Below are 14,951 nucleotides of genomic sequence, written 5' to 3'. Positions count from 1 at the left end.
CCCACCGCCGACAACCGCATCTCACCGAAAGGACCCCGCCCATGCTCCTGAAGGACCTCGACCGCCGCGTCGTGTACGGCGTCGTCGCCGGCACGTTCGCCGGGCTGCTCTTCCTCCTCGCGAACATGTGGTACGCCGACAGCCAGGGACTGCCGGCCGTCGCCCCGCTCTACGACATGTCGACGATCTTCTACTTCGCCGACACGCCGGAGCCCGAGCCGGTGAACGCCGCTGTCGGGCTCGTCGTGCACCTCACCCTCGCGGCCGCCTTCGGCGCGACGCTCGCCGCGCTGGCGCCTCTCGCGCAGGGTGCCGGCCGCCTCCTCGGCCTCGGTGCCGCCTTCGGGATCGTCCTCTACCTCGTCAACTTCCAGATCCTCGGCCGCATCGCCTTCGAGTGGTTCCAGGAGGGCCCGAACCAGACGTTCGAGGTCTTCGCGCACCTCGGCTACGGCCTCCTCCTCGTCCCGTTCCTCATCCGTTTCGCCGGCCCTCCCGCGGACGTGCGCGCGCCTGCCGCCGGCGCGGCGGCGGCACGGGCCTGACGCGCCCGTGCGCGAGCAGCTCACGGACGCCGTCGACGCCGTCGGACCGCTCGGTCCGGCGGCGTTCGTCGCGGCTTACGTCGCGCTCACCGTGGCGCTCGTCCCCGGGACCATCCCGTCGCTCGCCGCCGGCGTGCTCTTCGGACCGGTGTGGGGCAGCGTCCTCACGATCACGGGCGCGACGCTCGGCGCGGCGGCGGCCTTCGAGATCGCGCACCGTCTCGGCCGCGCGCGCACGCGTCGGCTCCTCGGACGACGCGCCTCCGCCGCCGACGAGTGGATCGGCTCCCGCGGCGTGCGGGGGGTCATCGCGCTCCGGCTCCTCCCCGTCGTGCCGTTCAACGCGCTCAACTACGCGTTCGGGCTCTCGTCGGTGCGGCGACGGGACCACGCGGTGGGCACGCTCGTCGGCATCGTGCCCGGCAGCGTCGCGTTCGTCGCGCTCGGCGACTCGATCACGCGGCCGGGGTCGCCGGGCTTCATCGCCTCCCTCCTCGCCGTCGCCGCGCTCGTCGGCGTCTCCGCGTGGACGTCGCGGCACCGCCGCCCCCAGCCGCTGCCGGGAGCGGACGGCTCAGCCGTCGGGCCGGGGCCGGTCGACCTCGACGCGCAGGCGCGCGATGACGCCGTCGCTCACTGAGGGTCCCTCGCCTGCGACCGGCGGCGCCGCGGCATCCACCCCGAGACCGCGCAGCGCGGAGATCGTCTTGCGCAGCGACGCGAGCAGCCGGGCGCACGGAGCGCACACGTGGGCGTGCGCCTCGACCCTCGCCCGGCGCTCGGCATCGAGCTCGCCGTCGAGGAACTCCGAGGCGTGCTCCTGCGTGAGCCGGTGGTCACGCAGGAATCGCAGGGGGTGGAGGAGCATCGCGCGCATCATGCGTCGGCCTCCTCGGGAAGATAGTCCCGCACCGCCTCCCGCACCGCGAGCCGCGCGCGGTGCAGGCGGCTCTTGAAGGCGGCCTCGCCGAGCCCCATGGCCTGAGCGGCCTCGGCCGTGCTCAGGCCCTCGATGTCGCGGAGGACGAGGGGCGCGCGGTAGTCGGGATCGAGGCCGCGGACCGCCGCCTCGAGCGCGGCGCGCAGGTCGGCGTGCTCGACGCGCGAGGACGGGCCGGGCGACGGGTCGGCGGGCTGCACGACCTCGTCGTCGAGATGGACGGTGCGGCCGCGTGCGGCTCGCCGTGCGGTGAGGCGGTTCGCCTCGTTGACGCCGATCCGGTAGAGCCACGTGAAGAAGCGGCTGTCTCCCTTGAAGCGGCCGATCGACCGCCACGCGCGGAGGAACGCCTCCTGCGTCGCCTCCTCGGCCTCGTGCGAGTCGTCGACGAGCCGGCGCACGACGGAGTGCAGCCGATCCGCGTGCAGGCGGACGAGCTCCTCGAAGGCCGCGCGGTCGCCGCTCTGGGCACGCGCGATGAGCGCTGCCTCCTCCGGCGGCGTCGCCGACGGCGCGCTCACCGTCGTCGTCCTCGCGGCATGCGCCGTAGCTTGCCACGGCTGGTGGGTCGCCCGCGAACCTGGCGCAGGAGTCATCTCCGCCGCGGCCCCTTCCCGACGGCGTCGGCGTCGTCGCGGAGGCGGTCGATGACGAGCGGGGCGATCGACCCCTCGTCCCTCCGCGGTTCCGCACCGAGGGTGCGCAGGACGCCGCGCACCCTGATGAGCCCGCGGAGCATCGGCCCGCACTCCGGGCACTCGTCGACGTGGTGGACGAAGCGCGCACGCTGACGCGGCGTGAGCTCGCCGTCGACCGCGTCGCTCATCCGGCGGCGGGCGAAGCGATGGTCCCGGCGCATCCGGCTCCACGGTCGCATGCACGGTGGGACCCGCGTGAGGGCGGATCGATTCACGCGGGCTCCGTGAATCGTCTCGACCCGACCGGGGTCGAATCCGGGACCCGTGTCGATCTCGAGCGCCAGCCTCCGCCGATGACCGATCCCTCCGCCGGGGTCGGCGTCCTCGCCGCGCTCGCCGCCGGGATGGTGTCCTTCCTCTCGCCCTGCGTGCTGCCGCTCGTCCCGGGCTACCTCTCGGCCGTGAGCGGAGTGCGGCCCGACGAGCACGACACCGCGTCCGTCCGGCGGGTGCTCGTGCCGAGCCTGCTGTTCGTCGCGACGTTCTCCGTCGTCTTCGTGCTCCTCGGGGTGACGGCGACGGGTGTCGGCAAGAGCCTGCAGACCGAGCGGGCGACGCTCGAGAAGGTGTCGGCCGCGATCATCATCGCGCTCGGCGTCGTCTTCGTCGCCTCGCGCTTCGTGCCGCTCCTCAGCCGCGAGTGGCACGTCGGCGGGCTGCTCGAGCGGGCGGGCCGCGGCGGCCCGATCCTCGCCGGGGCCGCGTTCGCGATCGCGTGGACGCCCTGCGTCGGCCCGACGCTCGGCGCGATCCTCACGGCGTCCGCGCTGACGGAGTCGGCGGGCCGCGGGGCGTACCTCATGGCCTGGTACTCGGCCGGCCTCGCGCTGCCGTTCCTCGCGACCGCGATCTTCTTCGACCGGGCGACCCGGGCGTTCGCCGTCGTGAAGCGCCACTACGGCGCGGTGCTCACGGCGGGCGGCGTCGTCCTCGTCGTCATGGGCGTCCTCATCTGGACCGGCGAGCTCGTCCAGCTCAACAGCGAGGCGCAGCAGCTCCTCGACGATCTCGGCATCACGTTCCTCACGGAGGTCTGACGACATGCACACGCGCCTGCTCCTGCTCATCGCCGCGCTCGCGGCCGCTGCGCTGCTCACCGCCTGTGGCAGCGACTCCTCGACGCTCGAGTCCCCGGCCGCCCCCACCGCGGCGGCCTCCGACTCGGAGAGCGGCGGCTCGCTGCCGGAGGGCCCGCCGCTCCCGGACGTCGAGGTGGAGGACCTCGCCGGCGGGACCGTGAACGTCGGCGACCTCGCCGGCGGCGAGAGGCCGGTGCTCGTGTGGTTCTGGGCCCCGCACTGCCCCTACTGCAACGCGGAGGCGGAGAACGTCGAGGCGTTCGCGCGCGAGCACCGCGACGTCGTCGAGGTCGTCGGCCTCGGGACGCAGGACTCCGCGGAGGAGGCCCGGGCCTTCGTGCACGAGCACGGGCTGCGCACGCCCCGCATGCTCTACGACCCCTCCTTCGCCTCATGGCAGCAGCTCGGGATCCGGGGGCAGCCGGCGGCGATGCTCTTCGACCGCAGCGGCATCGCGCGCGGGATCTGGTTCGGCCCCTTCGACGAGGAACAGGTCGTCGATCTCGCCGGCCGGGTATGACGGGCTGACATGCTGCGATCGCCGCGCCACTGGCGGGCGCTCTGGGAGGCGTCGCGTCCGCATCACCCGGACACGGTCGCCGCGCTGCGCGCGCGGTGGGCCGAGCTGCCTGCGCACGTGCGCACGCCGTCGCAGCTCCTGGGCCGGCGGACGGTCGGGTGCGAGGGCACGCACGGCGTGTTCCCTCGCTGCGACCTCGCCTGCACCCCCTGTTACCACTCGCGCGAGGCCCAGCAGGTCCGCACCGACGGCCCGCACACCGTCTCCGTGGTCTCCCGCCAGATGGCCTTCCTGCGCGAACGGCGAGGCACCGGGCAGCACGCGCAGCTCATCGGCGGCGAGGTGAGCCTGCTGCCGGTCGCCGACCACGTCCGCGCGCTCGAGACGATGATCGCCCACGGCCGCAAGCCGGTGAGCATGACCCACGGTGACGTCGACGAGGACCACCTCCGCGACCTCGCGGTCGACGAGCGCGGCCGGCCCCGCTTCCGCGTCCTGCGGATCGCCGCCCACTTCGACTCGCTCATGCGCGGCCGCCGCGGCGTGCCCCGCCCGCGCGGGGAGAGCGACCTCGACCCGGCGCGCCGGGCGTTCACGGACGTCTTCGACCGCCTCGAGGCCGAGCACGGCGTCCGCGCGGACCTCGCGCACAACATGACGGTCACCCCGCGCAACCTCGGCGAGGTCGGCCACGTCGTCTCCACCCTCCTCGGCTCGCGGTTCGGGATGCTCTCCTTCCAGCCCGCCGCGCACGTCGGCAACCCGGCGCGGTGGAAGGAGGACTACTCCCCCGTGACCATCGACCGCGTGTGGGCGGAGATCGAGGCGGGCGTCGGCCGCAGGCTGCCGTGGCGGCACCTCCAGATGGGCGACGAGCGCTGCAATCGCGCGGCCTACGGCGTCGTCTGCGGCGGCCGCTGGCATCCGTTCCTCGACGACGCGGACCCGCGCGACCTCCGCGTCCGCGACCGCTTCCTGGACCGCGTCGCCGGCTTCGACGCCGACCGCCCCCGCGCCGTCGTCGCCCTCGCCGCGCTGCGCCTCGCCGCGTGCCACCCGTCGATCGTCCCCGCCGCCGCTGCCTGGGCCGTCCGCTTCACCCGCCGCGTCGGAATGCGGTCGCTCCTGCGCGGTCGCCCCCGGGGACTCACCTTCGTCGTGCACGCCTTCATGGACGCCCGCCACGTCGTCCCGGCCTGGGAGGCGCTCGAGCGCGGCGAGATCGCGGAGGACCCCGAGGTGCGCGCGGCCCAAGAGCGGCTGCAGGCGTGCTCGTACGCGATGGCCCACCCCGAGGACGGGCGCGTCGTGCCGGCCTGCGCGCAGCACGCGGTCTACGATCCGCGCGAGAACGCCGCGCTGCGCCGTCTGCTTCCCCGCGCCGGGGCGACCGGCGATGAACCGTCTCGACCGCACGAGGGTCGGAGGGACCCATGAACGTGAAGCGCTACGCCGGACCGGCCTACTTCGCCGCGAACGGGCTCGCACTCGCCGCCTCGCTCCGCCGCGTGCGCGCGGACGCGACGGGCGAGACGGGGTCGGTGCTCGCCCACGGGGCCCCGCTCGCCTTCGTCGCGAGCCTCTACGTCCGCCGGCGCGGCCGCGCCTCGCGCGACCTCCCGTGGGTGCGCGGCGCGACCGCCGCGGGGACCGCGCTCACGGGCCTCGCGGCCGGGGATCGGCGGCGGGCGCTCGTCCCGCTGGTGCTCGGGGTGGCGGGGACCGAGATGTACCTGCGGTGGTACGCGCGCCTCGACCGGGAGGAGTCTGCTGCGCTCGCCGTCGGCGAGCGCCTGCCCGGCGACCTCGCGTTCGTCGATGTCGACGGGCGGTCGGTGACCTCTGGCGACCTGCGCGGTCGGCCCACCGCGCTCCTCTTCTACCGCGGCAACTGGTGCCCGCTCTGCGTCGGGCAGGTGACCGAGATGGCGGCCCGCTGGCGCGAGCTCGAGGCGCTCGGGGTCGACGTCGCGCTCGTCTCGCCGCAGGACGACGAGCACACGCGCGCGCTCGCCGAGCGGTTCGACGTCGGCTTCCGCTACCTGCGGGACCCCGGCCTCGCGGCGGCGGCGCGGCTGGGCATCGTCCACGAGGCGGGCGTGCCTCCGGGCATGCCGGGCTACGAGCCCGACACGGTCTTCCCCACGGTCGTCGTCACGGACGCGGACGGGCGCATCGTCATGAGCGACCAGACGGACGACTACCGCGTCCGCCCGGAGCCCGAGACGATCCTCGCCGCGCTGCGCGCCGCGGCCTGACGGTGCTCGACGCCCGCGCCCGCGCGGTCGTGCGGCCGGCCGTCGAGGCCGCCGCCCGCCGGACGCCGATCTCCGCCGGGGCCGTCACCGCGACGGGCCTGGCCGCGGGCGTGGGCGCCTGCGTCGCGGCGGGCCTCGGCGCGTGGGGGGCCGCGCTCGCGCTGTGGCTGCTCAACCGCGCGCTCGACGGCCTCGACGGGGCGGTCGCCCGCCGGCGCGGCCCGACGGACCTCGGCGGGATGCTCGACTTCCTCGCGGACTTCGTCGTGTACGGCGGGTTCGTCGTCGGCGTCGCGATCGCGATCCCGGACGCCCGCGTCGCGTGCGTCGTCCTCCTCGCGGCCTATCTCCTCAACAACGTCGCCCTGCTCAGCTTCGCCTCGCTCGTCGAGCGCCACCGACTCGACTACGGCGACGAGCGCTCGCTGCGCTTCACGACCGGCCTCACCGAGGGCACCGAGACGATCGTCGCCTACTGCCTCATCTGCCTCGTCCCGACGCACGCGGGCACGATCGCGTGGGTCTTCGCGGGGATGGTCCTCGTCACGGTCGCGCAGCGGGTGCGTCTCGCAGTCGTCGCGCTGCCGCGTCCGGCGAAGGCCTGAGGGCATAGGAGCGCACGTCGGCGTCGAGCGACTCCGCGGACACGTAGCCGCCTTGGCGCACGAACGTCCGCTCGCCGTCGGCGTCGAAGAAGACCGTCGTCGGCCATCCTCGGCCGGCCCCGATCGCGCGGGCCTGCTCGGCCTCGGGATCGAAGACGCTCGGGTAGGGAACGGGGAAGTCCGCCAGGAACTCCTCGGCGTCCCCGCGGTCGTCGCGGGAGTCGAGCCCGATGAACGCGACCTTGCCCTCGTAGCGCTCCGCCACCTCGGCGAACGCGGGGAACTCGTCGCGGCAGCTCGGGCACCACGCGGCCCACATGTTGACGACGACGGGGACGCCGCGCAGCTCGTCGAGGCGCGCGCCGAGGTCGGCGTCGATGACGGCCGGCGCCTCGGCGCGCAGGCGCACCAGCGCGCGCGCCGCCTCCGGCGTCGCCGGCCCAGGAGCCTCGTCGGCCGAGGCGACGGCGGGCGCGGGCCGGTCCGGCGCGGGCGCGAGCGCGAGCCCGTCGCCGGCCTGGGGGCGGTCCCCGAGCCCCACGACGAGGATCGCGCCGGCGAGGACGGCGCAGACGGCGACGACCGCCCAGAACAGCCGGTCGGACCTCACCTCTCGCGCACCTCGACCCCGTTCCAGAACGCCACGCGCCCTTTCACCCGGCGAGCGAGCGGCGTCGGCCGGCGGTACGTCCAGGCGGCCGAGGGCGCGCGCGCGTCGCCCGCGACGACGTCCGAGTAGGAGGCGATGCCCTTCCACGGGCAGAGCGTCCGGCGGCGGGACGGCTCGAGGTGCCCCTCCGCGACGTCCTCGATCGGGAAGTAGTGGTTGCCCTCGACGACGACGGTGTCGTCGCTGCGCGCGATCTCGTGTCCGGCGAAGGTGGCGATGACGGTCATGGTCCCTCTGACCCGGCGTCCGTCGCGGGGGTTCACCGCAGGCGCGAGGCGAGGCGCCGCACCGCGAGCAGCGGAGCGACGAGACGCCGCGTGGAAGGGGTCGCGACCCGCGCGCGGATGTGCTCGTCGGCGGCGCGGGCGGCGGACTCGGCGAAGGTCGGGTAGGCGTGGATCGTCTGCGAGATCCGGTCGATGCGCTCTCCCGCCGTGATCCACGCGGCGAGCTCGGCGATCGCGTCGCCCGCGCCGCGCCCCATGAGCGTCGCGCCGACGAGCCGTCCGCGGCGGTCGCCGACGAGCACGGCGCCGCCCCTCGTCGCGCCCGCGGTGATCGCGCGGTCGAGCGCGGCGTGGTCGGAGCGCGCGACGCTGACGCGCTCGCCCCAGCGCTCACGTGCCTGCGCCTCGGTGAGACCGACGTGCGCGACCTCGGGATCGGTGAAGGTCACCCACGGGACGGGGGCGCGGTCGGCGCGACGTCGGAGCCCGAAGAGCGCGTTGAGGGTCGCGTGTCGCGCATGGTGCGCCGCGAGGTGGGTGAACGCCGGACCTCCGGTGACGTCGCCGACGGCGAGGACCCGGGGGCTGCTCGTCCTCATCGTCCCGTCGACGACGATCGCGCCGCCCTCGTCGAGGTCGACGCCCGCGAGGTCGAGGCCGATCCCCTCCGTCCGCGGCGCGCGCCCGGCGGCGACGAGGACGCGGTCGGCCTCGAGCCGCTCCCCGTCGTCGCCGACGTGAAGGCGCGCCGCCCCGCCGGACAGGGTCTCCGCGCCGGTCATCACGGCGCCGAGGCGCAGGTCCACGCCCTCATCGCGGAGCGACCGCGCGACGAGCTCCGACGCCTCGGGCTCGTCGCGAGGGAGAAGCCGGTCCCCCGCCTCGAGGAGCGACACGCGTGACCCGAGCCGCGCGAACGCCTGGCCGAGCTCGCACCCGATCGGCCCGCCGCCGACGACGACGAGGCGCTGCGGCAGCTCACGGAGCCCCCAGATCGTCTCGCTCGTCAGCGGGTCCGCCTCGGCGAGGCCCGGAACGGGCGGGACGACGGGCGCCGAGCCGGTGGCGACGATCGCGCGGTGGAAGCGCAGACGGCGCCCGTCGACGTCGAGCGCGCGGTCGGAGACGAAGCGGCCGTCGCCCGCGACGACGTCGACCCCGGCGGCCCGCAGGCGCTCCGGCGAGTCGTGCGGCTCGATCACGGCCTGCACGGCGCGGATGCGCTCCATGACGCGCGCGAGGTCGACCCGGGGCGCCTCGGCGTCGACCCCGAGCCGGTCGGCGTTCCGGATGGCCTCGACGAGCTCGGCCGTCGCGAGCAGGCTCTTCGACGGCACGCACCCGGTCCACAGGCAGTCGCCGCCGGTGCGCTCGCGCTCGACGAGGGCGACGCGCGCCCCCACCGCGGCGGCGATGAACGCGCTCACCAGCCCGCCGGTGCCGCCGCCGAGGATCACGAGGTCGTAGGTGCCGTCGCGTCGCATCAGGTGTCGGACCTTCCCCGGGGGTCGGCGATTCATTCAGCCCGCCGGCAGTCGCCAGGCGCGCTCGACGTGGATGTCGATGCCGACCTCCTCACCGACCGCGGGAGCGCCCGCGGGATCGACGTGGGCGCGCAGGCGCCGCCCGTCGCTCTCGATGACGACCCGGATGTGATCTCCGCGGTAGACGGCCTCGACGACGGTCCCGCGGAGCGGCGCGTCAGGAGTGAGCCGGACGTGCTCGGGGCGGATCGCGAGGAGGCCGTCGCCGTCCGGGAGGAGGTTCGCGACGCCGAAGAACCGCGCCACGGCCGCGCTGCACGGCCGCTCGAAGAGGGCGCGCGGCTCGTCGTGCTGGACGATCCTGCCCTCGAGCATGAGCGCGATCGTCTCGCCGAGCTCCGCCGCCTCGGCCCGGTCGTGCGTGATGACGAGCGTCGTGAGCGCACGCTCCTTCTGCACGCGCGCGATGACGCGCCGCAGGTCGTCGCGCCGGTTGGGATCGAGCGCCGCGAGCGGCTCGTCGAGCAGGAGCAGCCGCGGCTCGCCGGTGAGGGCGCGCGCGAGCGCGACGCGCTGCTGCTCGCCGCCGGAGAGCCCGTGGACCCTGCGGTCACCGTGCGCGGCGAGGCCGACCTCGCCGAGGGTCGCCGCCGCACGTCGCCGGCGCTCGCCCCGGCGGACGCCCATCGCGCGCAGCGGCAGCGCGACGTTGTCGAGCACGTCGAGGTGCGGGAGGAGCCGCGGCTCCTGGAAGACGACGGCGAGTCCGCGCCGGTGGGACGGGGTCCCGTCGATGCGCTCGCCGTCGAGCGTGATCGCCCCGGACCGCAGGGGGGTGAGCCCGGCGACGGCGCGCAAGAGCGTCGTCTTGCCGGCGCCGGAGGGGCCGACGAGCGCGGCGCGGGTGCCGGCCTCGACGACGAGGTCGAGGTCGCGGAGCACGGGGCGCCCGCCCGGCGCGACCGTGAGGCCCTCGCACGCGAGGCGCCCGCTCACAGCGGCCTCCTGCCCGCCCGGACGGCGACGGCGAGGGCGAGGACCGCCGGGGCGAGGAAGAGCAGCGCGAGGCTCGCGGCGACCTGCGGGTCGGCGCCCACGAACGGGAGGAGGACGAGCGGGAGCATCGGCTCGCCGGCGCCGACCGCGAGGCTCGTGCCGTAGTCGCTCCAGGAGACGAGGAACCCGAGCAGCGCCGCGGCGGCGATCGTCGGCGCCGCCGAGGGCAGCGTGACGAGGACGAGGCGCCGCGCCGGCGAGAGACCGGAGGTGCTCGCCATCTCTTCGAGCGCAGCGAGCCGGGGGCCGAAGCCGGAGAGGAGGACCACGATCGTGTACGGAAGCACGAACGTGAGATGGCCGACGACGAGGCCCGCGCGCGAGCCGTCGATGCCGAGGCGGATGAGCCACTCGCTGAGGCCGGTGCCGACGGCGTAGGGCGGCACGAGGAGCGGGGCGGCGAGGAGGAGGAAGACCGGACCGGGGCGGCGCAGCCGCCGCTCGCCGAGGACCCGTGCCGCGGGCCACGCGAGGAGCAGCGCGACGAGGACGGTCGCGGCCGCGACCACCGTCGAGTTGCCGAGCGCGACCGCGGCCTCGCCCGAGAACGCGATCCGCACGCCGCGCAGGCCGAGCTCCTGCGGGAGGACGGCGGGCGCCCGCCACGCGTCGGCGAAGGCCCGCACGACGAGGGCGAGGAGCGGCAGCACGACCGCGGCGGCGAGCACGGCGCCGGGCCGGGAGAACCGGCTCTCACGCGCCATGGACGTCCCTCGCGGCGCGGACGGCGACGGTCGCGAGGAGCACCGAGGCGACCGCCGTGACGAGGAGCGCGGCCGCCGCCGTCGCCTGCCCGGCGAGGAGGTCGCCCTGGGTCGAGGAGTACGCGTACTCGGCGAGCGTCTGCGGATACGTGGGCCCGACGGCGAGCGGCACCTCGAAGGCGCCGAGGACGTACGCGAACACGACGGTCGAGCCGAGGACGAGCGGGGCGCGGATCGTCGGCCACGTCACCCAGCGCAGCCGCTGGATCCGGGTGAGACCGAGCGCGCCGGCGGCCTCGTCGCGCTCCTCGTGCCCGCGCCCGAGCGCGGCGAGGAGGAGGAGCAGGAGGAACGGCACCTCCTTGTAGACGTAGACGGCGACGATCCCCCACCCCCCGTCGTCGCGCACGAGCGAGATCGGGAGGCCGCCGAGGATCCGGTCGGCGAGGCCTCCGGGGGCGAGCCAGACGACGGCGAGGACGGCGACGAGCAGGTGCGGCACGGGGACCGGGAGCGCGAGCGCCGCGCGGACGAGGGCGCCGCTGCGGCGCGCCCGCAGCGCGACCGCGATCGCGATCACCGCGGCGATCACGGTGCTGACCGCCGCCAGCCGCAGGCTGAACCACGCGGCGTCGGCGAACGCCGGGTCGTCGAGCAGCCCCTCCCACGCGTCGAGCGACGCGTCGCCGCCGAGCGGGACGAGGCTCGTCCGCACCGCGCCGGCGAGCGCCCCGCCGAAGAGGACGGCGGTGACGACGACGGCGGGGCCCAGCGCGAGGGCGTCGCGCCGGGAGCCCCGTGGGAGGCCGGCCCTCACCGCCCGGCGCGAAGGACCTCGCGCGTCCATCGGTCCTCGATGGGCGCGACCCTCCCGGCGGCGAACTCGGGGACCGGCCGGCCCAGGTCCTCGAGGAGGTACGGGCTCTGGGCCACCTCGCGGAAGAGCTTCCGCGCGTCCCCGAGCTTCTCGAGGTCGAGGACCGTCGGGTTGCCGAGCGAGTCCGGGTCGGCCTTCGCCGCCTGCAGCTCGGGCGCGAGGAGGAGGTTCGCGAGGACCTGGGCGCCCTCGGGATGGGCGGCGTTCGCCGGGATCGCGACGAAGCTCGTGTTCTGGAGCGCGCCGTCACCGAGGAGGAACGGGCGGGTCGTCTTCGCGAGCTGCCCCTTGCGGACGCCGGAGCTCACGAACGCGGGGTCGTAGGACATCGCGACGTCGACCTCGCCGTTGCCGAACAGGGTCGTGAGCTCCGCCTCGGACTTCGGGTACGTCCTGCCCTCGCCGTGGAGGTGCGGCGCGAGCTCGCGCAGGAAGCGCATCGCCTCGTCCTCGCCCTTCTCGGCGACGACCTGCCGGACGAAGGCGGAGCCGGTGAAGTCGGGGGGAGCCGGGTAGGCGACCCGGCCGGGATTCGCCTTCGCGTAGGCGAGCAGCTCGTCGAGCGTGCCCGGCGGGTCCGGTGTCCGCTCCGCGTCGTGGGCGAAGACGAACGCGGCCCGCTGCCACGGCGACTCCTGCCCCTCGACCGGGACCTGGAAGTCCTCGGTGAGCGACGCGTCGGCCTGGTCGAGGTAGCGGCGGGCGTTCGGCAGGTCGCCGGCCCAGTCCTCGAGCCAGAGCCCGGCCTCCTTGCCGGCGGCGAAGTTCTCGCCGTTCACCCAGATGAGGTCGACGGCGCCGCCGCTGTCACGCCCGGCCCGGCGCTCGCTGACCACGCGCTGGATCGCGTCCGCGGTATCGGTCACGGGGACGCGCTCCAGCGTGACCCCCTGCTCCGCGGCGGCGGGCGCCACGACGTCGTCGACGTAGGCGTTCACCTTGTCGTCCCCGCCGTACAGCCACCAGCGGACCGTCTGGCCGCGCGCCGCCTCGGCGACCTCCTCGAAGCCGGAGGCCGCGGCGGGAGCCGCGGCGACGGTGGGATCGTCGTCCCCGCAGGCGGCGAGGACGGCGACGGAGCCCGCGGCGAGGACCGCGGCGAGCGCATGGCGGAGGTTCATGCGCCCTCCGACCCGCCGTCGGCGCAGACGATTCAGCGATGGCGCGCGACCGGCGTGGGAGAGTCCGAGCGATGCCGACCGAGCTCCGCGACTCCGTCCGCTACTGCGCTCGCCCCGAGCACCTCCGCCGCACCGTCCGCATCGCGATCGTCGTCGGGCTGGTGCTCACGCTCATCAACCAGGGCGAGATCATCGCCTCCGGTGACGCGACGGCCGCGACCTGGGTCCGCTGCGCGCTCAACTTCATCGTCCCGTTCATCGTGTCGAACCTGGGGCTCCTCAGCGGGCGTCCGGCGACGTCGTGACCGCGCCGAGAGCCGCGCGCGCGGCCTCCTCGTCCGGACCGATCGCTCGCTCGAGCACGCGGCCGTCGACGGCGAGGCGCTCGGCGACCCATCGCGACGCCCGCGGCCGCAGCCGCCGTCGCCGTGCGACGACGGCGGGGAACGCGCCCCCCTCGGCGAGCACGCGCAGCACCCCGCGCCGGTCGAGGCGCGCGAGGTCCGAGGCCCCGCCGATCGGGGTGCCGTCGATGACGATCTGGGGGACGGTCGCGCCGGCGGTCCGCTCGGCGAGCGCCGCCCGGAATCCGGGCACCCCGTCCCCCGACCGCACGTCGTGCTCGATGCCGCGCCGGCGCAGCAGCGAGCGCGCGCGGTGGCAGTGCACGCAGCCGCTGAGGACGTGGACGACGACGCGCGGGTCCTCGCCGGCCTCACGCCGCGGCACGCGCACCCCTCGCGTGGAGCGACCCGCCATCGGCCTCGTAGGCCTCGAGCAGCTTCAGCCACAGCTCGCTGCGCGTGGGGAACGCGGGGAGGGCGTGGGCGAGGCGTGCGAGCGGCACCTCCCCGATGATCGCGATCGTCGCGGCGTGGAGCAGCTCGGCGACCTCGGGGCCGACGAACGTCGCGCCGACGAGGACGTCGCGGTCGGTGTCGATGACCACGCGGGTCGTCCCCGCCGCGCCGCGTCCGTGGAAGGACGCGCCGGCGGTCCCGCCCGTGGGCAGGTCGATCGCGACGACCGGGCGGCCGTCGGCCTGCGCGTCGTCGAGCGTGAGCCCGATCGCGGCCACCTGCGGGTCGGTGAAGACGACACGCGGCGCGCCCGGGCCGTCGGCCGTCGCGGCCGCCCCCTCACCGAGGATGACGTCGGCGGCGATGCGCGCCTGGTACTTCGCGGAGTGGGTGAGCATCGAGCGCCCGTTGACGTCGCCGACCGCGTAGAGCCAGGAGCTGCCCCCGACCCGCAGCTCGTCGTCCACCTCGAGCGGCCCCGACGGCACGACCCCGACCGCCTCGAGGCCGAGACCGTCGGTGAGCGGGCGCCGCCCGATCGCGACGAGGAGGCGGTCGGCCGTGACCTCCGTCCCGTCGCCGAGCTCGACCGCGACGCCGTCGCCCTCGCGCCGGACCGCGGTCGCCCGCACGCCGGTCCTCACGTCGGCCCCCGAGGCGACGAGCGCCTCGCGGACGGCGGCGCCGGCGAACGGCTCCTCGCGCGGGAGGAGATCGCCGGCGGCCTCGACGACGGTCACCGACGATCCGAGCGACGTCCACGCCTGCGCCATCTCGACCCCGACGACGCCGCCGCCGAGGATCGCGAGCCGCGGCGGGACGGCCGCCGCGGTCGTCGCCTCGCGGTTCGTCCACGCCTCGACGTCCGCGAGCCCCGGGATCGGCGGCAGGAGGGCACCGGTGCCGACGGCGACGACGACCGCCTCCCGCGCGACGAGGACCTCGTCGCCGACCGCGACGCGGCGCTCGCCGACGAGCCGGCCCTCGCCGCGGACGAGCTCGATCCCGCGGGACTCGAGCCACGGCACCTGGCCCGCGTCGTCGTGTCCGGCGACGACCTCGTCGCGCCGCGACAGGACGGCGCCGACGTCGAGGCCGGCGTCCGCGAGGTGCGCGACGCCCGGCACCCGGCCGACCTCGCGGAGCAGCTCGCCCGCGCGCAGGAGGGCCTTCGAGGGCATGCAGGCGTAGAAGGAGCACTCGCCGCCGACGAGCTCGCGCTCGACGATCGCGACCCTCCGGCCGCCGCGTTCGGCGAGCCGTCCGGCGAGCACCTCGCCGGCCGGTCCCGCTCCGATGACGATGACGTCGAGCTCTCGTTCCATGGGTCTTCTCCTGAGCCTCTGGCCACCACACGGTGTGGCGAC

20 protein-coding genes are annotated in these 14,951 nt (G+C 75.8%); 8 read left to right on the top strand and 12 right to left on the bottom strand.

The window, feature by feature from the left end; translation table 11 throughout:
• Positions 1 to 41 precede the first annotated feature (41 nt).
• Positions 42 to 545 carry a hypothetical protein gene (locus ACME2J_RS05095; RefSeq protein ID WP_495543795.1) on the top strand — a complete coding sequence of 168 codons (504 nt, stop codon included), beginning with the start codon at positions 42 to 44 and terminating at the stop codon, positions 543 to 545.
• 7 nt (positions 546 to 552) lie between these two features.
• The gene (locus ACME2J_RS05090) at positions 553 to 1,185 is read left to right on the top strand and encodes a TVP38/TMEM64 family protein (RefSeq protein WP_495543794.1); all 633 of its coding nucleotides are present in this window, start codon (positions 553 to 555) and stop codon (positions 1,183 to 1,185) included.
• Here the strand turns inward: ACME2J_RS05090 and ACME2J_RS05085 are convergent.
• The 3 genes from ACME2J_RS05085 to ACME2J_RS05075 form a co-directional block, all read right to left on the bottom strand.
• Positions 1,120 to 1,413, bottom strand: coding sequence for an anti-sigma factor family protein (locus ACME2J_RS05085; RefSeq protein ID WP_495543793.1), 294 nt, complete (start codon positions 1,411 to 1,413; stop codon positions 1,120 to 1,122). The genes ACME2J_RS05090 and ACME2J_RS05085 overlap by 66 nt on opposite strands.
• An 8-nt stretch (positions 1,414 to 1,421) precedes the next feature.
• Positions 1,422 to 2,006, bottom strand: a complete 585-nt coding sequence (locus ACME2J_RS05080) for an RNA polymerase sigma factor (protein ID WP_495543792.1) — start codon at positions 2,004 to 2,006, stop codon at positions 1,422 to 1,424.
• A gap of 71 nt (positions 2,007 to 2,077) precedes the next feature.
• A complete protein-coding gene (locus ACME2J_RS05075; protein WP_495543791.1) occupies positions 2,078 to 2,344 on the bottom strand; it encodes a zf-HC2 domain-containing protein in 267 nt (88 codons plus the stop codon).
• Positions 2,345 to 2,476: 132 nt separating this feature from the next.
• Here ACME2J_RS05075 and ACME2J_RS05070 point away from each other — a divergent pair, with 132 nt between their 5' ends.
• The 5 genes from ACME2J_RS05070 to ACME2J_RS05050 are packed head-to-tail and all read left to right on the top strand — an operon-like array spanning position 2,477 to position 6,645.
• Complete coding sequence (locus ACME2J_RS05070; RefSeq protein WP_495543790.1) at positions 2,477 to 3,220, top strand: cytochrome c biogenesis CcdA family protein; 744 nt, start codon at positions 2,477 to 2,479, stop codon at positions 3,218 to 3,220.
• A gap of 4 nt (positions 3,221 to 3,224) precedes the next feature.
• Positions 3,225 to 3,782, top strand: coding sequence for a TlpA family protein disulfide reductase (locus ACME2J_RS05065; RefSeq protein WP_495543789.1), 558 nt, complete (start codon positions 3,225 to 3,227; stop codon positions 3,780 to 3,782).
• A 9-nt stretch (positions 3,783 to 3,791) separates the two neighbouring features.
• Positions 3,792 to 5,219: a radical SAM domain-containing protein gene (locus tag ACME2J_RS05060; protein ID WP_495543788.1), complete on the top strand. Its 1,428-nt coding sequence runs from the start codon at positions 3,792 to 3,794 to the stop codon at positions 5,217 to 5,219.
• A complete protein-coding gene (locus ACME2J_RS05055; RefSeq protein ID WP_495543787.1) occupies positions 5,216 to 6,040 on the top strand; it encodes a peroxiredoxin family protein in 825 nt (274 codons plus the stop codon). Before ACME2J_RS05060 ends, ACME2J_RS05055 begins: the two co-directional genes overlap by 4 nt.
• Before the next feature lie 2 nt (positions 6,041 to 6,042).
• A complete protein-coding gene (locus tag ACME2J_RS05050) occupies positions 6,043 to 6,645 on the top strand; it encodes a CDP-alcohol phosphatidyltransferase family protein (protein WP_495543786.1) in 603 nt (200 codons plus the stop codon).
• Here the strand turns inward: ACME2J_RS05050 and ACME2J_RS05045 are convergent.
• Genes ACME2J_RS05045 through ACME2J_RS05015 form a run of 7 tightly spaced genes read right to left on the bottom strand, consistent with a single transcriptional unit; the run spans position 6,584 to position 12,784 of the window.
• Positions 6,584 to 7,255: a TlpA family protein disulfide reductase gene (locus ACME2J_RS05045; protein ID WP_495543785.1), complete on the bottom strand. Its 672-nt coding sequence runs from the start codon at positions 7,253 to 7,255 to the stop codon at positions 6,584 to 6,586. The genes ACME2J_RS05050 and ACME2J_RS05045 overlap by 62 nt on opposite strands.
• On the bottom strand, positions 7,252 to 7,542 hold the full coding sequence (locus ACME2J_RS05040) for a DUF427 domain-containing protein (RefSeq protein WP_495543784.1): 291 nt from the start codon (positions 7,540 to 7,542) through the stop codon (positions 7,252 to 7,254). Before ACME2J_RS05040 ends, ACME2J_RS05045 begins: the two co-directional genes overlap by 4 nt.
• 32 nt (positions 7,543 to 7,574) lie before the next feature.
• On the bottom strand, positions 7,575 to 9,026 hold the full coding sequence (locus ACME2J_RS05035; protein WP_495543783.1) for a dihydrolipoyl dehydrogenase family protein: 1,452 nt from the start codon (positions 9,024 to 9,026) through the stop codon (positions 7,575 to 7,577).
• Between the two features lie 36 nt (positions 9,027 to 9,062).
• Positions 9,063 to 10,022, bottom strand: coding sequence for an ABC transporter ATP-binding protein (locus tag ACME2J_RS05030; RefSeq protein ID WP_495543782.1), 960 nt, complete (start codon positions 10,020 to 10,022; stop codon positions 9,063 to 9,065).
• Positions 10,019 to 10,786 (bottom strand): ABC transporter permease subunit, encoded by a 768-nt coding sequence (locus ACME2J_RS05025; RefSeq protein ID WP_495543781.1) that lies wholly within the window; start codon positions 10,784 to 10,786, stop codon positions 10,019 to 10,021. Before ACME2J_RS05025 ends, ACME2J_RS05030 begins: the two co-directional genes overlap by 4 nt.
• Positions 10,776 to 11,603, bottom strand: coding sequence for an ABC transporter permease subunit (locus ACME2J_RS05020; RefSeq protein WP_495543780.1), 828 nt, complete (start codon positions 11,601 to 11,603; stop codon positions 10,776 to 10,778). The genes ACME2J_RS05025 and ACME2J_RS05020 overlap by 11 nt, the downstream gene beginning before the upstream one ends.
• Positions 11,600 to 12,784 (bottom strand): ABC transporter substrate-binding protein, encoded by a 1,185-nt coding sequence (locus tag ACME2J_RS05015; protein ID WP_495543779.1) that lies wholly within the window; start codon positions 12,782 to 12,784, stop codon positions 11,600 to 11,602. The genes ACME2J_RS05020 and ACME2J_RS05015 overlap by 4 nt, the downstream gene beginning before the upstream one ends.
• A gap of 71 nt (positions 12,785 to 12,855) precedes the next feature.
• Here ACME2J_RS05015 and nrtS point away from each other — a divergent pair, with 71 nt between their 5' ends.
• Entirely contained in the window at positions 12,856 to 13,089 is a 234-nt protein-coding gene (gene nrtS, locus ACME2J_RS05010; RefSeq protein WP_495543778.1) for a nitrate/nitrite transporter NrtS, read from the top strand.
• On the opposite strand, the gene ACME2J_RS05005 is transcribed toward nrtS, so the two are convergent.
• Positions 13,064 to 13,513, bottom strand: a complete 450-nt coding sequence (locus ACME2J_RS05005) for a glutaredoxin domain-containing protein (RefSeq protein ID WP_495543777.1) — start codon at positions 13,511 to 13,513, stop codon at positions 13,064 to 13,066. The genes nrtS and ACME2J_RS05005 overlap by 26 nt on opposite strands.
• Complete coding sequence (locus ACME2J_RS05000; RefSeq protein WP_495543776.1) at positions 13,500 to 14,909, bottom strand: dihydrolipoyl dehydrogenase family protein; 1,410 nt, start codon at positions 14,907 to 14,909, stop codon at positions 13,500 to 13,502. The genes ACME2J_RS05005 and ACME2J_RS05000 overlap by 14 nt, the downstream gene beginning before the upstream one ends.
• Positions 14,910 to 14,951 lie beyond the last annotated feature (42 nt).

This window comes from Paraconexibacter sp. (genome assembly GCF_059438195.1).
The sequence above is the reverse complement of the archived record's forward strand: the minus strand, read 5'-3'. Positions and strand labels throughout refer to the sequence as shown.